Origin of the sequence: Prochlorococcus marinus str. AS9601 (assembly GCF_000015645.1) — a bacterium.
Lineage (GTDB): Bacteria > Cyanobacteriota > Cyanobacteriia > PCC-6307 > Cyanobiaceae > Prochlorococcus_A > Prochlorococcus_A marinus_O.
Map to the genome: position 1 here is coordinate 118590 of NC_008816.1, position 23247 is coordinate 141836.

Here is a 23247-nt window from a genome sequence, read left to right on the forward strand (position 1 = left end):
TTATTTTCATTTAATTTAACATCAGATGAAAAGATTAGATTTTTTCGTTTAATTTCTTAATCTTGGCTATATGGTAATTTTTTGTATAAACATTCCTCTGCTTTTTGTAGTTCCCGGCCTAAATATAGAGCATGGTCGAATCTGGTTATTAAGTCATTTCTTTCTTCAGTGATCAATATTCCAAGTTGTTTCGCACTAATACCTTTAAAAACTTCATTACTAACTCTTTTATTTTGAGAGTTGCATTTGATTGGTTCATTTGTTTCGGGGTCAACCGCATAGCCTTCCTCATCGATGTTATTTAAAAAGTGCTCTAAAATTATTTTATTTTCTTCTAAATCTACTTTTATAATAAAATAACCATTTGGATCTAAGTCTATGTATCGGTTGGAAAGATTATTATCAATCTTGATTTTTTCATCTAAACTTTTACTAGAATCCATCCTTAGAAGTTAATAAAAACTATATTACTAATATAATCTTCCATAAAGCCAAATAATTTTTTATTTAAAGGGTATAGAATCATTCTCAAATTCAATTTCGGTCTCGGTTTGTTTATTAACTTCATTTAGCCAAGGATAAATTATATTTTCCATATTTTTGTCAAACCACTTATGCAAGCTAATGGTGCTTTTTGCAAAAAACCCCCTCCGCCTTTTATGTTTACCACCTGCCCCAGGATCAAAAAAATAGATACTATTTTTTATTGCCCATTCAATTGGCTGGTAGTAACATAATTCAAAATGTAAATTAGATATGTCTTCTTCACTACCCCAATATCTACCCCATAAGTTGTTTTTATTTTTAACGCACATCGACATAGCAAAAATATCATTTGAATTATTTTTTGATGCGCTAAAAAGTAAAAGATTTTTTTTATTATCAACAATTTTTTCGAAAAATGTAGATGTTAGATATTTACTTCCCCAAACTCCCCACCTCGAGCAATGCTGTTCATAAAAATTATGCATTTTTTTGAGGATTTCTTGGTTGATATCATCTTTATTAAAAATTTTTATTTTAATATCTTGTTTAGTAATTGATTTCCTCTCTTTTTTGATATTTTTTCTCTGATTAGAATTAAATCTAGAAAGAAAATCATCAAACGTTTTTTCTCCATTACTTCTCCATTCACTGCTGGAATTTATCCATTCATAGTATCCCAAAGATTTAAGATGGTTGCCCCAGCTTTCATCAATATATAAAAAATTACAACTTAAAATTTTGTTTGTAATCGCAAAGCTTTCTATATTTTTTATAAGTAAATTTGTAATTTCTTTCTTATCTTTATTTTTTTTATAAAGAAATTGATATCCATTTACAGGACTATAAGGGCTCATTCCAATTAATTTAGGGTAATAATTTAAATTAAGCTCTTGAGCCAATCGTGCAAATGATTGATCAAAAATGAATTCTCCATAGCTATGACTTTTTAAGAAAAGTGGAGCGATACCTAATATTTCTTCATTCTTATAAGCAACAAAATATAGAGGCTGCCAACCAGTTTCTCTTGAAACACTTTTTGATATTTCAAGGTTTTTAAGCCAAGTCCATTCATAAAATGGATTATTGATTTCATTTGCTAATTCATTCCATATCTCCTTGGAGATTTCTTTAATTGATAATTTGACTTCAACTTTATGTATTTTTTGGTTCATTTATTATTGAATCTATTTCAAATTTTTTTGTAATGAACATGGATTTCATTATTCATTAAATTTTTAATTGATTTTATTTCCCATAGTCTTTTGAGATTAAAAATCTCATTTGTTTGTTCTGGAGGGATCCATGTATATCTTCCTCCAATAATTCGTGGAATTATTGTAATTTTTATATCCGTTATTAGATCCTCTTTTATAAATGAATTTATAAGTTTTGCACCTCCTAGAAGAGCTAGATTATTTATCCCTAGTTTTTTTAGTGAAATTAAAGTTTTCCCCCATGAATCTTTGAAAAAGAGTTGTTTTTCGAAGTCATTATTAGAAGAATTATCAACTTTACTTGAGCTTATTAGCCATCTTCTAATTGGTTGACGAAAGTATATCCAATTACTGTTAAAGTTTTTGCTATTTGAAGCAACTATAGAAATTGGTTGTCTTTTTGATATATGGACTTCGTCATTATCATTGAGATTTTTAATTAAATAAGTTGATTGATGAGCTATTAAAGTACCTAAACCAAAAATCGTAGCATCAACCTTTGATAAGTGTTGATTTAACATTTTTTTATCTTCTTCACTTCCAAGATGCGATTCTCCTCCTCTAGGAAATGCAATTCTCCCATCAAGACTTGATGCTATAACAATTATTACTCTTGGGATACTCAAGTTTGTGTGACTAAATTATTTGCAAATTTCAAATTTAATGAATTGGTTAACTTTTGATCAACATGAATTTCTGCAGCGTTATTCGGACTCTCTTGGAGTCTTATTTTGTGTAATGTTGCACCAAGGTTATATATTGGCTTTTTAAGGATATCAGAAATATATAAAGCTATATTTTCAGCGGTTGGAACACAATTATGAAAAAATTCGATGTCTTTATTTAGAAAAGTATGATCTAGTTGTTCAACAACCAAATCATTAATTATCTCTTGGAGGGCAGATAAGTCGCAAACCATTCCTGTTCTTTTATCAATGTCTCCTTTTACAGTTATTTCGACAAGATAGTTATGACCATGTCCATTAACTCTGGCACACTTCCCATAGATTTTTTTGTTTTCATCAAAGGATACCTCTTCTTTTGCAAGTCTATGAGCGGCTGCAAAATGAGTTTGTACTGTTAAAAATGCTTCCATGTTTTTTCCAAAATAATCTGCCCATAAATTTGGGTTTTCATAAAGTCTTAGACTTGTAAGAGGTAAATCATCCTTTAGCCGACTCCAAATGACCTTTACTAATGCTTCAGTTGTAGGAAGTATACCCTCTTGATTATTAACATTAAATTCAGGCCAGACATCATTTAAAAAATGAAAATCTAATTGTCCAGTCACCTTATCTTTAATAGAGTGTTTTACATCAGAGAGATTAAGTACCATTCCATTAGAGTCTAGTTCTCCACCCATTGAAACAATTAGTTCATAATTATGACCATGACCTGGTGCAATACTGCACTTCCCAAAAAGAGATAAATTTTCTTCTGGGCTTTTTTCAGGGAGCCAATAACGGTGACTAGAACTAAAGCAGGCACGTCGAGTTATGACGCATTCACGTCCTTTTCCATGTAATGGTTTGGATTGTGTAGAAGTCATACCTTTCTGCGATAATACTATCTTAAGGTTTTAAATACGCTTTTGTCTTTATGGAACAAACCATTATCAAAAAAACAGTTCTTACTTTAAAGGGCAGAAGCATATTTTTAATAGGAATGATGGGTTCAGGCAAGTCAAAAACTGGTTTGAAGTTGGCTGAATTATTGAAGTATAAATACATTGATTTAGATTCATTAATAGAGAAGTTGGCAAAAAAATCTATTAATCAAATTTTTAATGATGAAGGAGAAGAGAAATTCCGTGAATTAGAAGCAAACTGCCTTAAAGAAACTATCAAAATTCCTTCATTAGTAATCTCAACTGGGGGAGGAATAGTTACCAAATCGGAAAACTGGGGAATCTTAAGACAGGGAATAATTGCTTGGATAGATCTAGACAAAGATATAGCAATTGAAAGATTGAAAAATGAAATTGAAAATAGACCACTTCTTCAGGGAAAGAATCTAAATGATTTATATATGAGCATTTTTCAATCTAGAGAAAATTTGTATTCTCAAGCAGATTTAAGAATTCAAGTAAAAAGGGAAAATATTGAAGAAGTAGCTATGAAAATAATTAATGCAATTCATAAAGAAATAATTAGTTAATCTGGTTCAATTCTTACTGCAAACCATTTGATAACGTATCCTAATTTTATTTCTAATTCATAAGTGCTTTCTAATAATTCTTCAAAAAATTCCTGATCAGGATCTTCTATATTTTGATATATTGTTTGTGTTTCTGTCTTACTGAACCAATTCTTTAACCATAAAATTGCTTCTTGCTTTGGTACAATTTTTTCTTTTGAATCTGGCTCTAATAATACATAATGATCTGATGCTCTTATTAGTGGATTTGACATAATGAAGATTCTTCTTGGATTAGTTCTTTGCTTGATTTTTCAAGTAATTTTTTTAGAAAGTTCTTTTGCTTTTGTCGATTCTAATGTACGAGAGTTTTTGGAAAATCGTGTAAATCAATGGCCAGAACTATATTTACCAAATTTTAAATTGTCGGATACTTCTGAGGACTTAATATATCCTAAATGGTTCGAAGGGAATTGGCTTGTCACTTCTCAAGATATAATTAATAATTCAGAAGAGCCAGTTATTTATAAAGTAAATTTCTTTAAGAATGATTCAGATTTAGTTGTTGGTAATCGTGCAAAAAATTCTGAATCTATTGGAAAAGCAATATTTGGTGATACCTTAATCAAGGTTGTAAATGATCCTCAATCTATTAATAATCAAATTACCTATTTAAAAGATGATTTTTATATCGATTCAAGAATTACAGGGAGAAATCAGATCCAAGACGATGATATTTTTTTCGCAGATGAGCTTGTTATACAAACTGCACATAAGCCAGGTGCTTCAAGGATTAATCAGGTAGAGACCATTAGTAAATTTCAAAAATGTTCCGAAGAAATATTGGATGTTGATAATTCAATGAAACCATCAATATGTGGAGTGCAATATGTTGCTTCTTATGGTTCAAAAGTTGGTGATCCTTCTATTCATGCTATAAAAACAAATAAATATAAATTGACATTTGAATTTATTGAGAGTTAGCACTAAATAGATATTCCTCTAAGTTGTTCCTCCAAATGAAAAGATTTTCTAAATAAGGGTTGTTTATATATTCTTGGCTCCCCTCTCCTGAAAGAATTGGTCCTGCAGACTTTGGAAATTTAAGAAGGGATAATTGAGCAGCAATTGAAATATCTGCAATTGATAAACGATCTCCAACTAAATATTTCTTGTTGATCAAGGATTTTGATAAAGCTTCCAGTAATTTTTGGAGTTCTAAATTATCTTTAGAAGACAAAACTACATTAGAAATTTTACTAAGATTTTCAAGAGGTAATTTATCAACAATACTTTTAACTGTAGAAGGTAGTTCATCTGGAAGTAATGCTGTTCTTAGCTGTGGATTTTCTATTGCAGATTTTATTAATGCTTTTCTACAAGTTGTAGCCATTGTAGTATCTGCCCAGTCTTCAATTAGTTTGCATTGTGCAAATAATATTGGGTCCTCTGGAAATAGTGGATTGTTATCATTTTTTTTATCTATATATTCGCAAATAGTTGAAGAGTCATTAATAACTTGATCATTACTATCAACTATTACAGGTACTTGTTTTTGACCTGATAATTTAAAGATTTCAAATTGGCCTATTCCAGGTGTTACTTCTTCAACTCGATATTGTATTTTTTTTGCATGAAGAGCCATTCTTGTTTTTAAACAAAAAGCACTATGCCTAAATTGATATAATGTAATCATGCTGTTTAATGTTTGTTAAAACCTAGCTAAAAAAGTAATCTATTTGTGGAGCTGATGGGCGAATTTTTCTCTAATGTTGCAAGATATCCAAAGTATTTGATATCCATCATTGTAGGGGGACTTGTTGCTTTGCTTGAACCTTTATTCAAGAATAGATCAAATCCACTCACAATAGTAGGTTTGATATCTTCTGTCTTAAGTGCTTTCATAACTGTTTATTTTGTCTTGCAAGCGATGACAAACCCAATAAATTTACAACCATAATGCCGAATAACTACCGTCTTGAAAAAGTTTCTTCTCTTTTGAAGAAAGAAATAACCCTTATTTTGCAGAATGATTTAGAAAATGATCTTATTAGAGATCATTTCGTCAATATTTCTAAGATTGATTTATCAGGTGATTTGCAACACTGTAAAATTTATATAACTTCAACTGCTCAAGAGAAAGTGAGGACAGAGATTGTTGAAAACTTGAATACTGCTAAAAGTTCTATAAGGCATAGTTTAGGAAAAAGAATTGAGATGAGAAGAGTTCCAGAGATAATTTTTAAAGACGATGTTGTTCTTGATAAAGGATTATCAGTCTTGAAACTTCTCGATGAATTAAAAAATAAAAATCAAAATCATAATGTTGAGGACAAGGATGCCAAAAGTTGATCTACCCCTTGATCAAAGAAATATAATTATTACTCGATCAAAAGAAGGGATATTGGATATAAAAAAGATATTCATAAGCAAGGGCGCTAATGTATTTGATTTACCTGCAATAAGTATTGGTGATCCAGATGATTTGAATCCTCTTGACGAAGCATTAAATCAAATAAATGATTTTCATTGGATTATTTTTTCCAGTAGTAATGGGATCAAATTTGTGGATAAAAGACTTAGATACTTTAATAGTTCATTAAAAGAATGTTCTAAAAAAACAAAAATCGCCGTAGTCGGAGAAAAAACCTCAAAAACTCTTGATGATTTTGGGATTAAGGCTGATTTCATACCTCCAGAATTTGTTGCTGAAAGTTTAATTGATAATTTCCCAGTATCTGGTTATGGACTTCGAGTTTTTGTACCAAGAGTTCAAACAGGTGGTAGGGATTTCATTGCAGATCAATTTAGAAAGGCTGGTTCTCGTGTATTTGAGGTTGCTGCATATGAGACTAGATGTCCTGAATCAATTCCGGAAGAAACAATTGATATTATTTCTAATCGAAAAGTTGATGCAATTATTTTCTCAAGTGGTAAAACCGTAGTAAATGCTGCTTTTTTACTAGAAAAAAATCTTGGTAAAAAATGGTTAGAATATTTTGATCAAATTAAGTTATTAACTATTGGACCTCAGACAACAAAAATATGTAACAAGATTTTTGGAAGATTTGATAGTCAGGCACAAAAATATACTTTTGAAGGACTACTAGATGTAGCAATTAATATTTTTAGTTAGAAAAATTTTTTGTATAGTTCTTTTCAACTAAATCTTTGAACCTATCAATATTGGCCTGTAATTCGTTTGTAACCATTTTGCCTAAAATATTTTCTTCCATAAACCGAGCAATCATTTTTGGTAGTTCATAAGTTATGGCTAAATTGACCGTAGTGATTTGATCAGTTTTACTTTCGAAAACTACTGATCCCTCAGTTGGTAAACCTCCTATTGATTTCCATTTGAGTTTGCTTTTTTCAACCCTTTCTGTAATTTGAGCTTTCCATTTAAACCTAAAGCCATTTGCAGCTAAAGTCCATTCTGTTAAATCTGGTAACGTATTAGTTTCTTCGTCAACTGTTTTTACAGATTCAATCCAGCTCATCCAAAGTGACATTGAGTCTAAATCGCTCCATGTATCCCATACATTTTCAAGAGGCGCATTAACAATTGTTATAACGTCATGTTTTAGCCAAGTACCCATGAATTAACTTACTGCAAGATTTTTTGCTAATTCGGCTTTCTTCTCTAAAATTGCGGCGGCAGCTAAATGACCACTCATTGTAGCTCCCTCCATAGAGTCTATATAATCTTGTTTTGTATAACTACCAGCCATGAAGAAATTAGATATAGATGTTTTTTGATCGGGTCTGAAAGGTTCCATACCGGGAGCTTCTCTATAGAGTGATTGTGGAATTTGTACCACGTTACTCCAAAGCAATTTAAGGTTTTTTGAGGATGGGAATAGACGGCGAACCTCTTTATCTATTGCTTTTGTAATTCTTTCTGTGGATCTTCCCATCCATCTATCGCCAGGAGTTAAAACACATTGGAGAAGCGATCCCATATCTTTTTTTCTATAGTCTGCTGGACTTGCTAGTGCTAAATCAGCAAAACAACTGAAAGAGGCATCAGCAGAATAAAGAAGGTTATCTAGTCCAATTGGTTCGTTTCCAGTATTATCTTTTTCTAATTCAGTAACCCAACCGTCGTATCTTAATTGGATTGTGGCTACAGCTACAGCTCTAAGTTTTTTTAAACCTTCAAATTCTTTAAATTGATACCATTCTTTTGGAATTATTTTTTTTATTCCAGGAACATCACAGGCAGCTAGAAATTTATCTGCAAACACTGCCTTAATTCCTTCAGGAGAAGATATTTTTAATTGATTTACTGAATAAGAGGAAGATTCCTTTTCATAAATGATTTCTTCTACCTTATGGTTAAGATGTATTTTTGCGCCTTTGTTTGTGATGTAGTCGACAATAGGTTGAGTTAACCACTTATGCGGAGAACCTTTTAAAAGATTAAGTTTTGAGGCTTCTGTTTTTGAAGCAAACATCATAAATATAGTTAGCATGCATCTTGCTGAAATATCTTTGCAATTAATAAAACCTAAAGCGTATGCGATAGGATCCCACATTCTTTCTAAGCTTTTTTCACTTCCACCATGGTTTAAAAACCATTCTTTAAAACTAATTTTATCTAGATCTCTAATTATTTTCATTGCGCCTTCATAATCTATCAATCCTCTAACTATTGGGCTTGTCCCTAAAGCTAAGGCATTCCTGAACTTATCTACCCAAGTTAGTTGTTCGGTGGTAAAAAAAGCTTTAAGTCCATTAAATGGAGCACCTAAAGGGAATCTGAAGTCTAAAGATTTTAAATTACCACCATTATTAATAAATAGATGAGTATGGTCTTTCGGGAGTAAATTGTCTAGAGCTCCCACTTTGTTCATTAATTTAAAAAGATTTGCATAATTATAAAAAAATACATGTAAGCCCATTTCTATGTGGTTACCATCCTTATCTTCCCAACTTCCTACTTTACCTCCCCAAAATGACCTGCTCTCGAAAATTTCTACTTCGTGACCTTCATCAACTAAATTGACTGCTGCTGTAAGACCAGCTAATCCAGAACCAACTATTGCAATTTTCACTTTTTTCTAATAATTATAACAAATCAAGTTTGGATAACGTTTGTTCTATGCATCCTCTCGATTAAGTTTTTATATTATAAATAGTAGAAATCCTATGTTTATGGAAAATGTAGAAGTTAAACAGGAAATTAAAAATTCTGATGATGGCAAAGGTATCTTAATTACGAATGATGCTATAGAACAAATTTCAAATTTATTGAAGGGCCAAAGTGATAAAAAAGCACTAAGGGTGGGAGTAAGATCAGGCGGTTGTAGTGGAATGAGTTATACGATGGATTTTATAGGAACCGATGAAATAAGTCCTGATGATAAAGTTTATGATTATTCATTAAAAGCTGATCAAAGCTTTCAAGTGGTTTGTGATCCTAAAAGTCTTTTATATATTTATGGAATGCAGTTAGATTTTAGTAAGGAATTAATTGGAGGTGGCTTTAATTTTGTAAATCCCAATGCCTCTCAAACTTGTGGTTGTGGAAGCTCCTTTGCAGTTTAATAAATAATGAATAACGAAATTAATCCGATCGAAGAGGATTTTAATGCAGCTTTATCAAGATATAAAGCAGGGCAAGATTTAATTCCAATCGTTCAGGATTTTCAAAAAATTATACACCAAATTCCAAATCATTTTGCTGCTTGGACTTGTTTATCATGGCTTCAATTACTTTTGAAAAATAATGAAGAAGCTTTGTCAGCTGCCAGACAAGCGGTTCGATTAAATCAGCAAGATCCACAAGCAAGAATGAATTTGTCTTTAGCTCTTTTGGCTACCAATAATAAAGGTGTTAGGGATCATATTGAGTTAATAAAGAAAATGTCTATGATGATGCCAGATGTGAAAAGTGAGTTGAAAGAATCAGTTGAAGACGGATTAAGTAGATATCCAGATTGGCCTGAGTTAACCAAAGTAAAAAAATGGTTGGAATTTTAAATTGTTTAAGATTTTAATATTAAGTAATGGGCATGGAGAAGATCTATCTGGCAGTCTAATAGCTAAACAATTCGTAAAAAGTGGTTATTCTGTTCATGCTTTGCCAATTGTTGGTAAGGGAAACCATTACGAAAAAGAACAAATTAAGATTATCGGTAAAACTAAAGAATTTAGAACTGGAGGAATTGGCTATAATTCTCTTAAGGGAAGACTTACTGAGTTATTAGGAGGAGAAATATTTTATGTCTTAAAAAGATTATATTTAACTTTTACAATTAAAAAAAAATATGATTATTTTTTTGTAATTGGAGATATTGTGCCAGTTTTTTTTGCCTGGTTTTGTAAGAAAGATTTTTTTACATATCTAGTTGCTTATTCCAGCCATTATGAAGGGAAGTTGAAATTACCATGGCCTTCTAAATTTTTCTTGCTCTCACAAAAAGCAAAAAAAATATATACGAGAGATTCCCTTACAGCTAATGATTTAACATTGCAATTAAAAAAGAAAGTGTCTTTCTTAGGCAACCCATTTATGGATAAGTTTTTTCCTAGAAAAAAAGAATTAAATAAAGCTGAATTTAGTATTGGATTATTTCCAGGAAGTAGATTCCCTGAGATTTTAGATAATTTTGTTTCTATTTTAGAGGTATTAGAGGCATTGTCAGATTTAAGATATTTTCAAAAAATTCAGTTTAATTTTGCAATAGTTAATGCTCTATCTTCATTCAAAATAAAGGAGATATTTCAAAAAAGAGGATGGTTAAAAATAGAAAATATTAAAGAAAATAATCTCTTGAAATTTCAATATAAATTTTTAGAAGTGAATATATATTGGAATAATTTTGACAAAATATTATACAAAAGTAGATGCTGTATCAGCATGGCAGGAACAGCAGCAGAGCAAGCGATTGGATTAGGAAAACCAGTTATTCAGATTGAAGGTAAAGGTCCACAATTTACAAAAACTTTTGCAGAAGCGCAAAGACGTTTGCTAGGAAAATATGTTTTTTGTGCCACTAATTATAAAGATAAGAATGATCAAATCAATCAGACAATAAAATTGATTATAAAAATAATTTACCTTATACAGCTTAATAAGAAGTTTATGATCTCATGTAATGAAAATGCTAAAAAAAGACTGGGTGAAAACAAAGCTTGTCTTAAAATGGTTGATGATATGAATATTGTTATAAAAAATGACTAAGGAGAATAATCAAAATAAGTTAAAACAAATTATCGATAATTTGTTATTAATAAATTTATTTACAGTTATTTTTTTTGCAATATTTTTTATTTTTGCAATCATCATGCAATTTAATGGCATATTTATTTTTATTAATTTTATTCAGATAGTTTGGAATCCTCTTGTAGTTCCATTGATAACAATTCTTATTATTGGTGCTTTAGTAAACGGTATTAATTCTTGGTGGAGGCGTAAATTGCTTTCTCAAGAAGAGGATACTTAAAAGTATAGTTTTTAAGTTTACTGCTTATTACTTTTTGTCCTTCCAATACAACTTTTGCTCCATCTCCTAACAATATTTTTAAAACCGCTCCAGGCACTGGAAGTAAATTAGGTCTATTCAGACATTTGCCTAAAGTCTGAGAAAATTCTCTCATTAATACTGGATTTGGTGCAACAGCATTAAATACTCCCGAAAACTTTTTATCAACTAATGCTTGAGTAATTAATGCACATAAATCAGTTCTATGAATCCAACTCATCCATTGCTTACCATCTCCAATTGGTCCACCTAATCCAACTTTAAATATAGGGAGCATTTTTCCTAATGCTCCTCCATCTGCCTCTAGAACTATTCCAATTCTAAAAATAACTAACCTTGAGAAAAATGGTTTTTCAGCAGCGACCGCTTCCCATTTTTTGCAAAGATTAGCTAAAAAGTCTTTTCCTCCAATACTATTTTCAGAGAATTCACCAGACAAACTTGTACCGTAATAACCTATTGCTGATCCATTTATAATGACTTTTGGATTTATTTTTAAATTTTTAAGGGTCTTCATCATAAATTTAGTAGTATTAATACGACTAATTTCAATCTCCTGTTTTTGTTCAGAAGTCCATTTTTTTTCTGCTATGGGTTCTCCCATCAGGTTAATAATTCCATCGGTCTCTCTTAGGATATTTAGAAGATTTTCGTTATTCCAGTTTTTTTCTTTTGATAAATCTATTTGAAAAAACTTAAACTTATTAAAATCTAAATCAACCTTTAATTTACTAATGGGTTTTCTACTTACAATGTATATTTCGTGATTTTCATTGAGTAGTGTTGGAACTAATTCTTTCCCAACAAATCCAGTGCAGCCAAGTAGTAAAAGACGCATATCATATTGATGTTTATCATTTAAGGCTATTAAATTTTTTAGAAGTTTGTAATTATTATTCCGGTATAAATTTTTTTCAATATTTTTCAAACAAGTTTTTGTATAATAAATTTCAAATAACTTTCTTGAATTTATTATGACAGATTCTATTCCAAAGAAACCTCTCAAGAAAGGAAGCTTAGTTTTTGTCGATAAAGAAAATTATATAAAAAGTATCGAAGCGTTAGCTAGTGATAATGATCTACCTAATTATGTCTTTGAAGGTCCCGGAGAGATTCTTTCACTTAAAGACGAATATGCTCAGGTTCGATGGCGGAGACCTGTTCCAGATGTTTGGTTGAAATTAGATCAACTTAAAGAATATACTCATTAAAATTTTTATATCTAAAAGTTTTTATTTTTTTTCTCTGTAGACATCTTTGATTGGATTCTTTTTGCTTCTTTGATCATTTCTTTGCCATCAAATAAGTAATTATCTACGTATCCTTGTGTATATCTATCAAATTCTGATAGCGCATCTTTAACTTGTGAAAAACAATGATAAAGATTAAGGCCTAAAGCTGTAATAGACTTTGGAACTATTTTTTTGTTATAAATTTTTTCAACTTTTTCTATTTTATTTTTTGAAAGAATTATGTACCTGCAAAAATTTTCCATAAGTTGGTCATCATATGGATCCGCAGATAGTTCTTTTATTTCGTTATTCAAAGGTTTAATTATTTGACTAATTAATCTATTTATCGGACTATAAATCTCTTTAATCCATGTTTCAACTTCTTTGTCCTTAATTGAAGAATTATATTTTTTTGAATTAAATTTCTCTTCCCAATTTTCATTAAATGAATCAAATGATGAACTGGAAGAGAAAAAACTGCTATCGTATTGTTGCTTTTTGATAGGGTCATTTAGAGTTTCCCAGGCATTTTGTATTGCAAGAAATCGTTCTTTCTTTCCGCCTGCATCAGGATGATGTTGCTTAACTAAAGAGCGATATGAAGATTTAATTTCACTTCTGGTTGCATTGTTTTTGAGACCTAATTCTTCATATAAATTTTTTTCCATTTTTATAAATTTTGCATTAAAGATAACCATCTTTTCTGGCTTGAATTGAGGTATTAGATTCAAACATTGCTGTTGATAAATATCTTTCTCCAAAACTTGGAAGAATAACTATCAATCTTTTTTTCATTAGTTCTTTTCTTTTGCCGATTTTTATAGTTGCTGCTAAAGCTGCTCCACTGCTGATACCAGATAAAAGACCTTCCAATCGAGCTAATAAACGCCCAAAATAAAATGCTTCATCGTCATCTATTTTTATAATTTCATCAATTAATTTCGTATTAAGTACTTTTGGTACGAAACCCGCTCCAATTCCTTGAATCGAATGTGAGCCTGCTTTTTCTCCAGAAATCACAGCACTTTTTTTTGGCTCTACGGCATAAATTTTGCAATTTGGATTAACTTTTTTCAAAAAACGTGCACAACCAGTAATTGTTCCTCCTGTGCCGACCCCTGTAACTAGTCCATCTAAATTGTTATTGGATTGAGACCATATTTCTTGGGCTGTTGTTCTTTCATGAATATCTGGATTAGCAAAGTTTTCAAACTGATTAAATTGATAGCTATTTGCAATAGTTGAAGACAACTCATTAGCTAAATCTAAAGCTCCTTTCATTCCGTCTTTTCCTGGAGTTAGCTGTAATTCAGCTCCATATGCTCTCAACATTGCCCTTCTCTCAATACTCATAGTATCAGGCATAGTTAATATCAATTTATAGCCTTTTGCTGCAGCAACCATTGCTAATGCGATGCCAGTATTCCCACTAGTTGCTTCAATTAACGTTGTTTTATCTGGTGTTATCAATCCTTCTTCTTCAGCTTTACACAACATTGAATAAGCGATCCTATCCTTGACGGAAGCTGATGGATTGAAACTTTCTAGTTTGGCTATTATTTCTGGATAACAATCAAAATACTTTCTGATTCGATTTAATTTTACTAATGGAGTATTTCCCACTAGAGAAGTTATATCATTTGCTATTTCCATGAAAATTATTTTTTAAAATGCAAAATAAAATCTCCTATCATAATAATAATTGTATTTAATGTTCTTTTATATAATTTTCTCAAAATAATTTAATTTTAATAACTTCCTGCGGAAAAAATATTTAGTAATATAAGAGGTAGCTTTAATTATGTTTATGTATTCGTTGGAACTAAGTCTGAGATATTCACCTTTTCCACTTTCAATTCAGAAGAAAGAAATTGATGATGTTAAAAGAATTTATGAAGAAATAAAAAGTTCTATGAATGAAACTTTAGAATCCTCAAACTTGATCGAATTAAGGTGTGACAAAGTGCAAGATAAAGTAATTGCTGTAAGAGCTAAAGAAATTATTTCTGTTCAGATATATGAAAAATCGTCAGTAGCAGGAGGAGCTAAAAGACCAGGATTTTCTCTCAATATAGATTGATTGAATTAATGCGAGAATCCTTTGAAAATGAAATACCTCATATAAAATTCAAAGATGTTTCTTTTTCATATCCTGGAGAAAAAGAAAATTTAATTTTTAAATGTAACTTTTCAATAAAAAAACCTGGTTTTTGGATGGTGGTAGGTAAAAACGGGAGCGGAAAGAGTACTCTCTTAAAATTAATTAATGGAATAGTCAACCCCAAAAATGGTGACATTGTTTCTAATGCAAATATTGGCATGGTGTTTCAAAACCCTGATCATCAAATATTGATGCCAAATTGTAGGAGTGAACTTTTGATTAATATTAATCAGAATATAAATCAAAATGAAATTAATAAAAAAATTGAATATGTGCTTGATCAGGTAGGAATGACTGGTTTTGAAAAAAGGCCAGTTCATACTTTAAGCGGTGGACAAAAACAACGCTTAAGTATTGCATGTGCTCTGATTAGTAATAGAAATTTTATTCTTTTAGATGAGCCTACAGCTTTACTTGATCAAACCAGCCAATTAAAAGTTTTACGAACTATTAAAAATCTTACAAGTGACCATAGAAAACCTTTATCTGCTTTGTGGATTACACATCGTTATGAAGAATTAACTTATGCTGATGCAGTAGCAGAGTTAAAAAATGGTTTTTTATCTAGTTGGCAAGAACCATCAAAATTTCAATATAATTGATCCTTGTACTTGTCATAAGGCACTTTAAAGAGCTAGATTCATCCTATATTCCTCGGTAGCTCAGCGGTAGAGCGATCGACTGTTAATCGATTGGTCGCAGGTTCGAATCCCGCCCGGGGAGTTTATAAATTTAAAAAGTTATCTAAAGTCACCCTTAAAAGGTGACTTTTTTATTTCTTTGACCTCATATTTTTCAAATAGTGGTTTGCTGAAGATAAAATCAGTATATTTGATATAATATTAAGAACAGTATATAGAACATTAAACAAAATTCAATTTACCCCTTTTTTAAACTTTAGTTATTAATTAAGAAAATATTTTTTAGAACAGTAATTAGAACATTTACTAAATTCTCCATAAAAAAAATAAGCTCTTTGAATGATTTTCATTTTTTAAAATTAAGACATATTTTGTTTATATCATTTGAATTACTACACCATTTGGGAAATTCTAATCATCCCACATATCCTTTTTTTCTTGATCCAAATTATTTCTTTCAAGTAATTCTATTCTTTGCTTCTGAGAATCTATTTCTGTTTCAATTACGTTTATATTGTCATTGTATTTTGTTTGTATTTCTAAGATATTTATTTCAAATTGTTCTCCAAAAAAAGCTGACATTTCTCTCCATGCCTCCATTTCCTCTTCTTTGCCAATAGTGTCGTTTATCTGATGAGAAATAATTTCTAATACATATTGTTTAAGTTCTTGGTGACTCATTGATTCAACTTTTTTTTGAATGTATAGTTCTTTAAGAGTTTCTAGTTGTTTTTTTGATAAATCAGAATAGATAATAGACTTGTTTTTCATAGATATTTAAATTTTTTTTTAATATATACAAAATTATGAGTTTAATCATTCTGGAGAAATCAAAAATATTAACTTTGTTAACTATTATTTGAAAACTGAAAATATCCAATTAATTAAATTTTTCTAAACTTAACATTGCAAATCTTAGTCGGATAATCTTTCAATTTAAACCATGGTTTGTTTCTAATAATTCCTTGATTATGAAGAAAAAGTAAATAGAATCGGAAGAAATTCTAAAATTTAAACTTTTTAAAAATTTGTAATTTCTCCCTAATCGACTGTTATTACTTAGTTATTTGATAAATTGAATTGATAAAATTGTTAACACTAATTCAGCAATCTTTATAAATTCTTGAGAGAATCATATTACCAAAACTTAATTTTAATTTAATAGTTTATTAATATGAAAATTTCAATCCTTTTAATTGAAGACGATCGTGACATGCGTGATTTAGTTGCTAGGCATTTAGAACATTCTGGTTTCGATGTCCAAAAAGCTGAAGATGGAATTAAAGGACAAGCATTAGCTCTTCAATACTCACCAGATTTAATACTCTTAGATTTAATGCTACCAAGTGTTGATGGATTAACTTTATGCCAGCGACTAAGAAGAGATGAAAGAACATCGAATATACCAATTTTGATGATAACTGCTTTGGGCGGCCTTAAAGATAAAGTTACTGGGTTTAATTCTGGAGCAGATGATTACATTACTAAACCATTCGATCTAGAAGAGTTACACGTGCGCATAAAAGCTTTATTAAGAAGAACCAACAGAGCACAATTAAATTCTAGTAACCAGCAAGAAATATTAAATTATGGCCCATTAACTCTTGTTCCGGAAAGATTTGAAGCTATATGGTTTGAATCTCCTGTTAGGTTAACGCATCTTGAATTTGAACTACTCCATTGTCTTTTGCAGAGGCATGGTCAAACTGTATCGCCAGCATTAATTCTTAAAGAAGTATGGGGATATGAACCTGATGATGATATTGAGACAATAAGAGTTCATATTAGACACTTGCGCACTAAACTTGAACCCGATCCCCGTAAACCTATTTATATAAAAACTGTATACGGTGCTGGATATTGTCTTGAGTTACCTATTGGTTCTCAAGTTGAAACTGCAAGGCAGGAGTTTATTAAAACCAGAAATCCTGATTTGATTAATTCTGCAGTAGATTAAAATCATATATCTTCCATCGAAATTTTTAAAAAAGTAATTTCCCATGCCAACCTTGGTTGGATGCTTTTTCTTAAGAGGTATTTTAATTTTTCAAGTTTTTTAACTAAACCTATATTTTTTGTCTTTCTCCACCAAACAGTTTGAATTAAATTTACTAAACTGATCTGTTGAAAAATTTCTAATTTTTCAGATATTAATTTAGATATTTCTAATATTTCGAGACTATTTTTTACTGGAGAATTCAATTTAATTATAATTTCATCTGAAAAATCATTCCAAATTTCAATATTTTTCAATAATTGATTTGGAGATCCATTTGCAGAGTTTATTAAATCTTCAAATTCTAATTTTGCATTAATATTTGATTTAGAAGTATCTAAATATTCTTTTAAAATAGACTTTATTTGTTGACTAGAAAAAGATCGAAATCTTACGATTTGACATCTTGAGATGATCGTATCTAAGAGAAGGTTTAATTTAGATGTTAGTAAAATAAAAATGCCGTTACTAGGTTCTTCTAGAGTTTTTAAAAGGCAATTTGAGGCTGCTTCGTTTAAGAGGTGTGCATCAATAATTAAAACAATTTTTTTTTCTGAGTTTATTGATTTTTGACTAAGAAAAGTTTTGATATTACGTATTTGAGCAATTTTAATAATCTCAGATCCACTTTTTGTTTTTTTTTCAAGATCGGAACCACCTGAACTTTTTGTTTCTAAAAGAGAATCAGGTTCAATAATTAAAAAATCAGGATGGTTATTGTTTTTAATTTTCTCTTCAAGATTTTTGCTTGGTGAAGACTTTTTGAAAATCTCTTGTATAAATTGAAGAGCAGTTTGCTTTTTACCTAGTCCTTCAGCACCATAAAATATATAACCATTAGCAAATGATTTATTTTTAATTATGTTGTTAAGACAGGTATTGACTTCTTCATTCAAGAAAAAATTATCTTTTTTAACCTTAATCATTTGTTATTAGAAAAATTGTTTAGCAAAGTCTCTTTAATTTGATTAGAAATAGTTTGAATATTTTGTGAAGCTGATATTACTTTCCAGTTTTTTTGTTTGGCAATTAGTTTGAATCCTTCATTTACTTTTTCTAAAAATCTAATACCTTCTGATTCTATTCTGTCTGGAATTTCATTTTTTCTTCGGAATATGCTCTCTTCTGGAGAAATTTCTAAGAAGAAAGTGAGATCAGGGGATGCTCCTTGACACACAATAGATTCAATATTTTTAATTATTTCTAAATTTATATTTCTTCCATAACCTTGATAAGCCAGTGTGGAATCAGAAAATCTATCACTTATTACCCAATCATTATTATTTAAAGCAGGTGAAATAATTTTGGAAACGTGTTCAGCTCTATCCGCTGAATAAAGTAATAATTCCGCAAGAGATGAAGGCTTGTTATTTTTATTATTATCAAGAATCAGTCCTCTAAGTTTTTTTCCTAAAAGACTGCCTCCTGGCTCTCTAGTTGTGATTAATTTAGACCCTTTCTTTATTAAACCACTGTTGGGTAGCCACTTAGATAGTTCATCTATTTGGGTGGTTTTACCACATCCATCAATACCCTCAATAACGATAAATTTTCCTTTCATTCAATCCAAAGATAAAGCATTGATTACAACTGTAATAGAACTAATAGCCATCAATAATGCTGCTATTGAGGGAGTAAGAAGAATACCGTATTTAGGGAATAAAATGCCCGCTGCTAAAGGGATAGCTAGTAAGTTGTAACCAAAAGCCCATGTTAGATTTTGCTTTATTTTTCTTATAGTATTTTTTGCAAGATTAAAGGCGTAGGGTAATCTATTAAGTTGATCTCCCATCAATACTACATCTGCATTTGCCTTGGCTATTTGAGTACCTGATCCCACCGCAATTCCTAGGTCTGAAGATGCTAAGGCTGGAACATCATTAATTCCATCACCAATCATTGCTACTTTATTATTAATTTTTAAATTTTCTATAGTCTTTAGCTTCATTTCAGGAAGAAGATCCCATTTTACTTCTGTTTCTTTACAACCAATTTTTTTTGCTAAAGCTAAAACTGTTTGTTTCCTATCACCACTTAAAATATTAATTTTAAATTTGTTTTCTCTTAAATTTTGAACTGTTTTAATTGAATCATCTCTGAGTAAGTCTCCTAAGAAGACAAAGCCTAATAACTTATCTTTGATACTGACTCCAATGATGGTGTTCGTTTTTGTCTCTTCATTTTCAATGACTTTTTTTGCATCACTATCAATAATTATTCCTTTACTTACTAGCCATTCAATATTTCCAATATTTATAAGTCCATCAATTGACTCTAGTTCTCCAGAAATACCTCTACCTGTATGATTGAAAATTTTTTTTATTGGAAATAAACTTAAATTTTGTTTTTTTGCTTCTTGAATTAAGGCATCTGCGATTGGATGCCTGCTTTCCTTTTCTAAACTGGCAGCTATTCTTAATAAAAATGAATGATCATCATTATTTTTATAATCAACAATGAAAGGCTTACCTTTTGTTAAAGTACCTGTCTTGTCAAAAATAATATGATTAATTTTTGAAGCCATTTCTATTTTGTCACCTCCTTTAAATAAAACTCCTTTTTTTGCTGCTTTACCTGATGCAACAGTTATTACTGTTGGGGTTGCTAAACCTAAGGCACAAGGACAAGCTATTACTAAAACAGCAATTGACAATTGAATTGCTAAACTAAGGAAATTCTCAGCATTACTACCAAGCGAACTATGAAGTGTGTGGCTTGAATGTGTGATTAATTGATTATTATGACTTAATAAATCTGGCCATATGTTTCTTGCCCCCTTCCACCAAAAGAAGAAGGTTAAAGTAGCAAAAATAAGTACAAAGTAAGTAAATTTGCCTGCAATTTCATCAGCAACTCTTTGAATACGAGGTTTTCTTGCGTTTACAGACTCAATAAGATTTACTAGTTTTGCAAGAGAAGAATCCCCTCCGACCTTTTGTACTTTAAGTCTGAGAGTTGAATTAAGGTTTAAAGACCCACTAGATAGAATTTCGCCTTCTTTTACCTCGATAGGTTTGGATTCTCCAGTAATATGTGAAACATCAACATATGAATTACCTTGTGTAACGATACAGTCAGCAGGTACTCTGTCTCCTGCTAAAACTTGAATCTCTTGATCAGGTCTTAAAGTATTTACTCTTATCGACTTTATGTGATTGTCTTCTGTGTAGATATTTGCCATTTCTGGTTGAAGATCTAATAATTCTCCAATGGATGAACCAGTTTGATATCTTGCTCTTTCTTCTAAGAAACGCCCAATTAGTATGAAGCCTAACAGCATAACTGGTTCATTAAAAAAACAAGGAAAACCAGTGGCAGGAAATATTAGTGATAGAAGACTTGTTGTATATGCGCTAATTACTCCAAGGGCTACTAAAGAATCCATATCTGGATGGTTCTTAATAAATGATTTAAATCCATTAATAATTATTCCTCTGCCAGGAAATAATAGAGCTAACGTTGCTAATGAAGCGTGAAATAATATATTACCTAATATTGGAAAATTTATATATCTTCCTTCTGCTAGATGACCTAAACCTGAAAAGAATAAAAGTAATAGGGCAAAAGTTAGTTTTTTCCATTGATTATTCCATTTCTTTTTTTTTTCTAGTTCTGATTTATTTATTTTTTTTGAAAAATCATTGATGTAAATCTTTGATGGGAAACCATTCTCTTTTAGATTTTCGAGAACTGATTCTATCTCTATATGATTCTGGGTAATTTCAAAATATGCACTTTCAGTAAGCAAGTTAACAGAAACATTTTCAATACCGTCAGAATTATTCAATATTTTTTCAACAGTACTAACACAACCTCCGCACTTCATTCCTGTAATGTTTAATTGAATGCTCTCCATATTTTTCACTTTAAAAGCAAGTTAATGCTTGACCTTATTTTTAACTATAATAATAAATGTAATAGATTTTTTAAATAGTTATTTTTTAAATTACTATATTAATTTTATTTAGATTTAGAACAGTGCCTAGTAATCAAAACAGAGACAACTTTATTGATAAAGCTTTTACTGTAATTGCTGAATCTATTGTAAAAATAATGCCTATCGCTGAGAAAGAAAAAAAGGCCTATATATATTATAGAGATGGCTTAGCTGCACAAAATAATGGGGATTATTCGGAGGCGTTAGAGTATTATAAAGAGAGTTTACTGCTTGAAGAAAATAAAATTGATAGGGGCGAGACTTTAAAAAATATGGCAATAATATATATGAGTAATGGTGAAGAGGATTTGTCTATTGAAACTTATGAAAAAGCATTAGAAGAAAATCCCAAACAGCCATCATGCTTGAAAAATATAGGTTTAATTTATGAGAAAAGGGGAAGATATGCAGAGCAAAATGGTGATTTAGATCAGAGAGATATTTGGTTTGATAAAGCTGCTGAAGTCTGGTCTAAAGCAGTGAGACTTTATCCAGGTGGGTATCTAGATATTGAAAATTGGTTGAAAAACTCAGGAAGAAGTTCAATAGATATATACCTGTAATTTTTTTACTCTGATAAAGAATAGTCAACTGCTTCTTTAATATTGGAAATTTCTTTGATATTTATTAGATTTTGAAAATTATTATTTATTTCCTCCTCTAATTTTGGTACTACGATATTTTTGATACCTAGTCTTATAGCTTCTTCTATCTTTGTTCGAAGGTTATTAGATTTTCTAACCTGACCGCTCAATCCCAATTCCCCAATAAATGAGCTATTTACTAAAGGAGGAATATTTTTCAAACTTGATAAAATTGATATTGCTACACCTAAGTCAGATGAAGGATCATTAATCTCAAAACCCCCGCCAGTAGCTATATAACAATCAAATTCAGATAATTTTATGCCTACGTGTTTTTCAATAACAGCTAGAATTTGATGTAATCTATTTATGCTAATTCCAGTTGTAGTTCGTCTTGGGTTACTGTAGAAAGTTTTATTTACAAGTGCTTGTATATCAACTGCTAATGGTCTAGTACCTTCATTTGTAATAGTAGTTGTTACACCTGAAATATTTTCTTTATTTGTAAAAATTGAACTTGGATTTTTTATCTCTCGTAAGCCCTGTTCAAGCATTTCAAAAATTCCAATTTCAAAGGTTGATCCAAATCGATTTTTTATACTTCTTAATAATCTATGTGAGGAAATATTATCTCCTTCAAAGTTTATTACTGTATCAACTAAGTGCTCCAGAGTTTTAGGGCCAGCTAAAGCACCATCTTTGGTGACATGACCAATGATTAAAAGGGCAATGTTATTGTCTTTGGCGAGATTTTGCAATTCAGATGAACATGCTCTTACTTGAGAGACCGATCCTGGCGAACTTTCCATTTCATGATTATGGATGGCTTGAATACTATCAATAATTGCGAAACTTGGATTTAACCGTTTGATTTCTTCAATAATTAGGGATAAGTTGGTTTCTGCAAAAATTTTTAAATCAATACTACTTTGATTTAATCTTTCCCACCTAATTTTTACTTGTTCTAAAGATTCTTCTGCAGTTACATATAAAACTTTCTCATTGAGAGATATTTTTCCTGCTGATTGAAGAACTATTGTGCTTTTACCTATGCCTGGTTCTCCTCCAAGTAAAACAACAGATCCAGGTACGATTCCACCTCCAAGCACTCGATCAAATTCCCTAAAACCACTTGTAAATCTTGATATTTTTTTTGATGAAATCTCGTTAAATGGTATAGATTGTTTACTATTTTTTATTTCTTGATATTTAGACCTCTTACTTTTTATTTCTTCAACAATGGAATTCCATGAGTTGCAATTTAAGCATCTACCAAAATATTGTGAAGTTTCAGATCCGCAATTCTGACAAATAAAAGTAGATAATTTGCTAGACATTTAGTTTTTTAATCAAGTATTAGAACTAGAATG

The 23247-nt window shown here is 30.4% G+C and carries 30 protein-coding genes and 1 tRNA gene; 15 read left to right on the forward strand and 16 right to left on the reverse strand.

Translation table 11 applies throughout. The features are described 5' to 3' along the window. Positions 1 to 56: 56 nt before the first annotated feature. From A9601_RS09690 to A9601_RS09705, 4 genes are read right to left on the reverse strand one after another with little or no spacing between them, the layout of a single operon-like run. The gene (locus A9601_RS09690; protein WP_011817596.1) at positions 57 to 443 is read right to left on the reverse strand and encodes a DUF4346 domain-containing protein; all 387 of its coding nucleotides are present in this window, start codon (positions 441 to 443) and stop codon (positions 57 to 59) included. A 60-nt stretch (positions 444 to 503) separates the two neighbouring features. Then, positions 504 to 1658, reverse strand: a complete 1155-nt coding sequence (locus tag A9601_RS09695; protein WP_011817597.1) for a peptidogalycan biosysnthesis protein — start codon at positions 1656 to 1658, stop codon at positions 504 to 506. A gap of 17 nt (positions 1659 to 1675) precedes the next feature. Continuing rightward, on the reverse strand, positions 1676 to 2326 hold the full coding sequence (locus tag A9601_RS09700; RefSeq protein ID WP_011817598.1) for a RibD family protein: 651 nt from the start codon (positions 2324 to 2326) through the stop codon (positions 1676 to 1678). Further along, entirely contained in the window at positions 2323 to 3249 is a 927-nt protein-coding gene (locus tag A9601_RS09705) for a 6-pyruvoyl trahydropterin synthase family protein (RefSeq protein ID WP_011817599.1), read from the reverse strand. The genes A9601_RS09700 and A9601_RS09705 overlap by 4 nt, the downstream gene beginning before the upstream one ends. Before the next feature lie 50 nt (positions 3250 to 3299). On the opposite strand from A9601_RS09705, the gene A9601_RS09710 reads away from it, so the two are divergent. After that, entirely contained in the window at positions 3300 to 3857 is a 558-nt protein-coding gene (locus A9601_RS09710) for a shikimate kinase (RefSeq protein WP_011817600.1), read from the forward strand. Here the strand turns inward: A9601_RS09710 and A9601_RS09715 are convergent. Beyond that, positions 3854 to 4111 (reverse strand): chlororespiratory reduction protein 7, encoded by a 258-nt coding sequence (locus tag A9601_RS09715; RefSeq protein ID WP_011817601.1) that lies wholly within the window; start codon positions 4109 to 4111, stop codon positions 3854 to 3856. The genes A9601_RS09710 and A9601_RS09715 overlap by 4 nt on opposite strands. Position 4112: 1 nt before the next feature. On the opposite strand from A9601_RS09715, the gene A9601_RS09720 reads away from it, so the two are divergent. Next, entirely contained in the window at positions 4113 to 4820 is a 708-nt protein-coding gene (locus A9601_RS09720) for a DUF6816 family protein (protein ID WP_011817602.1), read from the forward strand. Here A9601_RS09720 and A9601_RS09725 read toward each other — a convergent pair. After that, positions 4807 to 5532 (reverse strand): glutathione S-transferase family protein, encoded by a 726-nt coding sequence (locus A9601_RS09725; protein WP_011817603.1) that lies wholly within the window; start codon positions 5530 to 5532, stop codon positions 4807 to 4809. The two genes, A9601_RS09720 and A9601_RS09725, sit on opposite strands and share 14 nt — an antisense overlap. A gap of 54 nt (positions 5533 to 5586) precedes the next feature. Between A9601_RS09725 and A9601_RS09730 the strand changes: the two genes are divergently transcribed. Genes A9601_RS09730 through A9601_RS09740 form a run of 3 tightly spaced genes read left to right on the forward strand, consistent with a single transcriptional unit; the run spans position 5587 to position 6972 of the window. Then, entirely contained in the window at positions 5587 to 5796 is a 210-nt protein-coding gene (locus A9601_RS09730) for a DUF751 family protein (protein WP_002806502.1), read from the forward strand. Further along, positions 5796 to 6188 (forward strand): 30S ribosome-binding factor RbfA, encoded by a 393-nt coding sequence (rbfA, locus tag A9601_RS09735; protein WP_011817605.1) that lies wholly within the window; start codon positions 5796 to 5798, stop codon positions 6186 to 6188. The genes A9601_RS09730 and rbfA overlap by 1 nt, the downstream gene beginning before the upstream one ends. After that, on the forward strand, positions 6175 to 6972 hold the full coding sequence (locus A9601_RS09740; protein WP_011817606.1) for a uroporphyrinogen-III synthase: 798 nt from the start codon (positions 6175 to 6177) through the stop codon (positions 6970 to 6972). The genes rbfA and A9601_RS09740 overlap by 14 nt, the downstream gene beginning before the upstream one ends. On the opposite strand, the gene A9601_RS09745 is transcribed toward A9601_RS09740, so the two are convergent. Both A9601_RS09745 and zds read right to left on the reverse strand, forming a co-directional pair. Further along, positions 6965 to 7435, reverse strand: coding sequence for an SRPBCC family protein (locus A9601_RS09745; RefSeq protein WP_011817607.1), 471 nt, complete (start codon positions 7433 to 7435; stop codon positions 6965 to 6967). The two genes, A9601_RS09740 and A9601_RS09745, sit on opposite strands and share 8 nt — an antisense overlap. A gap of 3 nt (positions 7436 to 7438) precedes the next feature. Beyond that, on the reverse strand, positions 7439 to 8893 hold the full coding sequence (zds, locus tag A9601_RS09750) for a 9,9'-di-cis-zeta-carotene desaturase (protein WP_011817608.1): 1455 nt from the start codon (positions 8891 to 8893) through the stop codon (positions 7439 to 7441). 100 nt (positions 8894 to 8993) lie between these two features. On the opposite strand from zds, the gene A9601_RS09755 reads away from it, so the two are divergent. From A9601_RS09755 to A9601_RS18985, 4 genes are read left to right on the forward strand one after another with little or no spacing between them, the layout of a single operon-like run. Then, positions 8994 to 9386 carry a HesB/IscA family protein gene (locus A9601_RS09755; protein ID WP_041484500.1) on the forward strand — a complete coding sequence of 131 codons (393 nt, stop codon included), beginning with the start codon at positions 8994 to 8996 and terminating at the stop codon, positions 9384 to 9386. Between the two features lie 6 nt (positions 9387 to 9392). Then, on the forward strand, positions 9393 to 9821 hold the full coding sequence (locus A9601_RS09760; RefSeq protein ID WP_011817610.1) for a tetratricopeptide repeat protein: 429 nt from the start codon (positions 9393 to 9395) through the stop codon (positions 9819 to 9821). 1 nt (position 9822) lies between these two features. After that, positions 9823 to 11025 carry a lipid-A-disaccharide synthase-related protein gene (locus tag A9601_RS09765; RefSeq protein WP_011817611.1) on the forward strand — a complete coding sequence of 401 codons (1203 nt, stop codon included), beginning with the start codon at positions 9823 to 9825 and terminating at the stop codon, positions 11023 to 11025. Next, entirely contained in the window at positions 11018 to 11287 is a 270-nt protein-coding gene (locus A9601_RS18985) for a hypothetical protein (protein ID WP_011817612.1), read from the forward strand. The genes A9601_RS09765 and A9601_RS18985 overlap by 8 nt, the downstream gene beginning before the upstream one ends. On the opposite strand, the gene A9601_RS09775 is transcribed toward A9601_RS18985, so the two are convergent. Continuing rightward, complete coding sequence (locus tag A9601_RS09775) at positions 11238 to 12164, reverse strand: TIGR01777 family oxidoreductase (RefSeq protein ID WP_011817613.1); 927 nt, start codon at positions 12162 to 12164, stop codon at positions 11238 to 11240. The genes A9601_RS18985 and A9601_RS09775 overlap by 50 nt on opposite strands. A 136-nt stretch (positions 12165 to 12300) precedes the next feature. Here A9601_RS09775 and A9601_RS09780 point away from each other — a divergent pair, with 136 nt between their 5' ends. After that, on the forward strand, positions 12301 to 12537 hold the full coding sequence (locus A9601_RS09780; protein WP_011817614.1) for an NAD(P)H-quinone oxidoreductase subunit O: 237 nt from the start codon (positions 12301 to 12303) through the stop codon (positions 12535 to 12537). 11 nt (positions 12538 to 12548) lie between these two features. On the opposite strand, the gene A9601_RS09785 is transcribed toward A9601_RS09780, so the two are convergent. Together A9601_RS09785 and cysK are read right to left on the reverse strand one after the other, a co-directional pair. Further along, a complete protein-coding gene (locus tag A9601_RS09785; RefSeq protein WP_041484584.1) occupies positions 12549 to 13226 on the reverse strand; it encodes a J domain-containing protein in 678 nt (225 codons plus the stop codon). Positions 13227 to 13242: 16 nt separating this feature from the next. Beyond that, positions 13243 to 14211 carry a cysteine synthase A gene (gene cysK / locus A9601_RS09790; RefSeq protein WP_011817616.1) on the reverse strand — a complete coding sequence of 323 codons (969 nt, stop codon included), beginning with the start codon at positions 14209 to 14211 and terminating at the stop codon, positions 13243 to 13245. A gap of 154 nt (positions 14212 to 14365) precedes the next feature. Here cysK and A9601_RS09795 point away from each other — a divergent pair, with 154 nt between their 5' ends. The 3 genes from A9601_RS09795 to A9601_RS09805 all read left to right on the forward strand — a co-directional run bounded on the left by A9601_RS09795 (position 14366) and on the right by A9601_RS09805 (position 15442). Beyond that, complete coding sequence (locus tag A9601_RS09795) at positions 14366 to 14638, forward strand: hypothetical protein (RefSeq protein WP_041484501.1); 273 nt, start codon at positions 14366 to 14368, stop codon at positions 14636 to 14638. An 8-nt stretch (positions 14639 to 14646) separates the two neighbouring features. Continuing rightward, positions 14647 to 15321 (forward strand): ABC transporter ATP-binding protein, encoded by a 675-nt coding sequence (locus A9601_RS09800; protein WP_011817618.1) that lies wholly within the window; start codon positions 14647 to 14649, stop codon positions 15319 to 15321. A 49-nt stretch (positions 15322 to 15370) separates the two neighbouring features. After that, positions 15371 to 15442 (forward strand) — tRNA-Asn (locus A9601_RS09805). A gap of 329 nt (positions 15443 to 15771) precedes the next feature. On the opposite strand, the gene A9601_RS09810 is transcribed toward A9601_RS09805, so the two are convergent. Next, positions 15772 to 16131 (reverse strand): DUF7326 family protein, encoded by a 360-nt coding sequence (locus A9601_RS09810; RefSeq protein ID WP_011817619.1) that lies wholly within the window; start codon positions 16129 to 16131, stop codon positions 15772 to 15774. A 403-nt stretch (positions 16132 to 16534) separates the two neighbouring features. Between A9601_RS09810 and A9601_RS09815 the strand changes: the two genes are divergently transcribed. Next, complete coding sequence (locus tag A9601_RS09815; protein ID WP_011817620.1) at positions 16535 to 17317, forward strand: response regulator transcription factor; 783 nt, start codon at positions 16535 to 16537, stop codon at positions 17315 to 17317. Positions 17318 to 17319: 2 nt separating this feature from the next. Here A9601_RS09815 and A9601_RS09820 read toward each other — a convergent pair whose 3' ends face one another. The 3 genes from A9601_RS09820 to A9601_RS09830 are packed head-to-tail and all read right to left on the reverse strand — an operon-like array spanning position 17320 to position 21212. Beyond that, the gene (locus A9601_RS09820; protein ID WP_011817621.1) at positions 17320 to 18282 is read right to left on the reverse strand and encodes a DNA polymerase III subunit delta'; all 963 of its coding nucleotides are present in this window, start codon (positions 18280 to 18282) and stop codon (positions 17320 to 17322) included. Continuing rightward, the gene (gene tmk, locus A9601_RS09825; RefSeq protein WP_011817622.1) at positions 18279 to 18917 is read right to left on the reverse strand and encodes a dTMP kinase; all 639 of its coding nucleotides are present in this window, start codon (positions 18915 to 18917) and stop codon (positions 18279 to 18281) included. The genes A9601_RS09820 and tmk overlap by 4 nt, the downstream gene beginning before the upstream one ends. Continuing rightward, positions 18918 to 21212 (reverse strand): heavy metal translocating P-type ATPase, encoded by a 2295-nt coding sequence (locus A9601_RS09830; protein ID WP_011817623.1) that lies wholly within the window; start codon positions 21210 to 21212, stop codon positions 18918 to 18920. It lies immediately after the preceding gene. A 122-nt stretch (positions 21213 to 21334) separates the two neighbouring features. Between A9601_RS09830 and A9601_RS09835 the strand changes: the two genes are divergently transcribed. Beyond that, positions 21335 to 21856, forward strand: coding sequence for a photosystem I assembly protein Ycf3 (locus A9601_RS09835; protein WP_011817624.1), 522 nt, complete (start codon positions 21335 to 21337; stop codon positions 21854 to 21856). A 5-nt stretch (positions 21857 to 21861) separates the two neighbouring features. On the opposite strand, the gene radA is transcribed toward A9601_RS09835, so the two are convergent. Beyond that, the gene (gene radA, locus A9601_RS09840; RefSeq protein WP_011817625.1) at positions 21862 to 23214 is read right to left on the reverse strand and encodes a DNA repair protein RadA; all 1353 of its coding nucleotides are present in this window, start codon (positions 23212 to 23214) and stop codon (positions 21862 to 21864) included. Positions 23215 to 23247: the final 33 nt, after the last annotated feature.

Bases quoted from the DNA above. Each gene is read 5' to 3' on its own strand.
- A9601_RS09690 (WP_011817596.1), bottom strand. From the start codon at position 443: ATGGATTCTAGTAAAAGTTTAGATGAAAAAATCAAGATTGATAATAAT.
- A9601_RS09695 (WP_011817597.1), bottom strand. From the start codon at position 1,658: ATGAACCAAAAAATACATAAAGTTGAAGTCAAATTATCAATTAAAGAA.
- A9601_RS09705 (WP_011817599.1), bottom strand. From the start codon at position 3,249: ATGACTTCTACACAATCCAAACCATTACATGGAAAAGGACGTGAATGC.
- A9601_RS09710 (WP_011817600.1), top strand. From the start codon at position 3,300: ATGGAACAAACCATTATCAAAAAAACAGTTCTTACTTTAAAGGGCAGA.
- A9601_RS09715 (WP_011817601.1), bottom strand. From the start codon at position 4,111: ATGTCAAATCCACTAATAAGAGCATCAGATCATTATGTATTATTAGAG.
- A9601_RS09720 (WP_011817602.1), top strand. From the start codon at position 4,113: ATGAAGATTCTTCTTGGATTAGTTCTTTGCTTGATTTTTCAAGTAATT.
- A9601_RS09725 (WP_011817603.1), bottom strand. From the start codon at position 5,532: ATGATTACATTATATCAATTTAGGCATAGTGCTTTTTGTTTAAAAACA.
- A9601_RS09730 (WP_002806502.1), top strand. From the start codon at position 5,587: ATGGGCGAATTTTTCTCTAATGTTGCAAGATATCCAAAGTATTTGATA.
- rbfA (WP_011817605.1), top strand. From the start codon at position 5,796: ATGCCGAATAACTACCGTCTTGAAAAAGTTTCTTCTCTTTTGAAGAAA.
- A9601_RS09740 (WP_011817606.1), top strand. From the start codon at position 6,175: ATGCCAAAAGTTGATCTACCCCTTGATCAAAGAAATATAATTATTACT.
- A9601_RS09745 (WP_011817607.1), bottom strand. From the start codon at position 7,435: ATGGGTACTTGGCTAAAACATGACGTTATAACAATTGTTAATGCGCCT.
- A9601_RS09755 (WP_041484500.1), top strand. From the start codon at position 8,994: ATGGAAAATGTAGAAGTTAAACAGGAAATTAAAAATTCTGATGATGGC.
- A9601_RS09760 (WP_011817610.1), top strand. From the start codon at position 9,393: ATGAATAACGAAATTAATCCGATCGAAGAGGATTTTAATGCAGCTTTA.
- A9601_RS18985 (WP_011817612.1), top strand. From the start codon at position 11,018: ATGACTAAGGAGAATAATCAAAATAAGTTAAAACAAATTATCGATAAT.
- A9601_RS09775 (WP_011817613.1), bottom strand. From the start codon at position 12,164: ATGCGTCTTTTACTACTTGGCTGCACTGGATTTGTTGGGAAAGAATTA.
- A9601_RS09780 (WP_011817614.1), top strand. From the start codon at position 12,301: ATGACAGATTCTATTCCAAAGAAACCTCTCAAGAAAGGAAGCTTAGTT.
- A9601_RS09785 (WP_041484584.1), bottom strand. From the start codon at position 13,226: ATGGAAAAAAATTTATATGAAGAATTAGGTCTCAAAAACAATGCAACC.
- cysK (WP_011817616.1), bottom strand. From the start codon at position 14,211: ATGGAAATAGCAAATGATATAACTTCTCTAGTGGGAAATACTCCATTA.
- A9601_RS09795 (WP_041484501.1), top strand. From the start codon at position 14,366: ATGTATTCGTTGGAACTAAGTCTGAGATATTCACCTTTTCCACTTTCA.
- A9601_RS09800 (WP_011817618.1), top strand. From the start codon at position 14,647: ATGCGAGAATCCTTTGAAAATGAAATACCTCATATAAAATTCAAAGAT.
- A9601_RS09810 (WP_011817619.1), bottom strand. From the start codon at position 16,131: ATGAAAAACAAGTCTATTATCTATTCTGATTTATCAAAAAAACAACTA.
- A9601_RS09815 (WP_011817620.1), top strand. From the start codon at position 16,535: ATGAAAATTTCAATCCTTTTAATTGAAGACGATCGTGACATGCGTGAT.
- A9601_RS09820 (WP_011817621.1), bottom strand. From the start codon at position 18,282: ATGATTAAGGTTAAAAAAGATAATTTTTTCTTGAATGAAGAAGTCAAT.
- tmk (WP_011817622.1), bottom strand. From the start codon at position 18,917: ATGAAAGGAAAATTTATCGTTATTGAGGGTATTGATGGATGTGGTAAA.
- A9601_RS09830 (WP_011817623.1), bottom strand. From the start codon at position 21,212: ATGGAGAGCATTCAATTAAACATTACAGGAATGAAGTGCGGAGGTTGT.
- radA (WP_011817625.1), bottom strand. From the start codon at position 23,214: ATGTCTAGCAAATTATCTACTTTTATTTGTCAGAATTGCGGATCTGAA.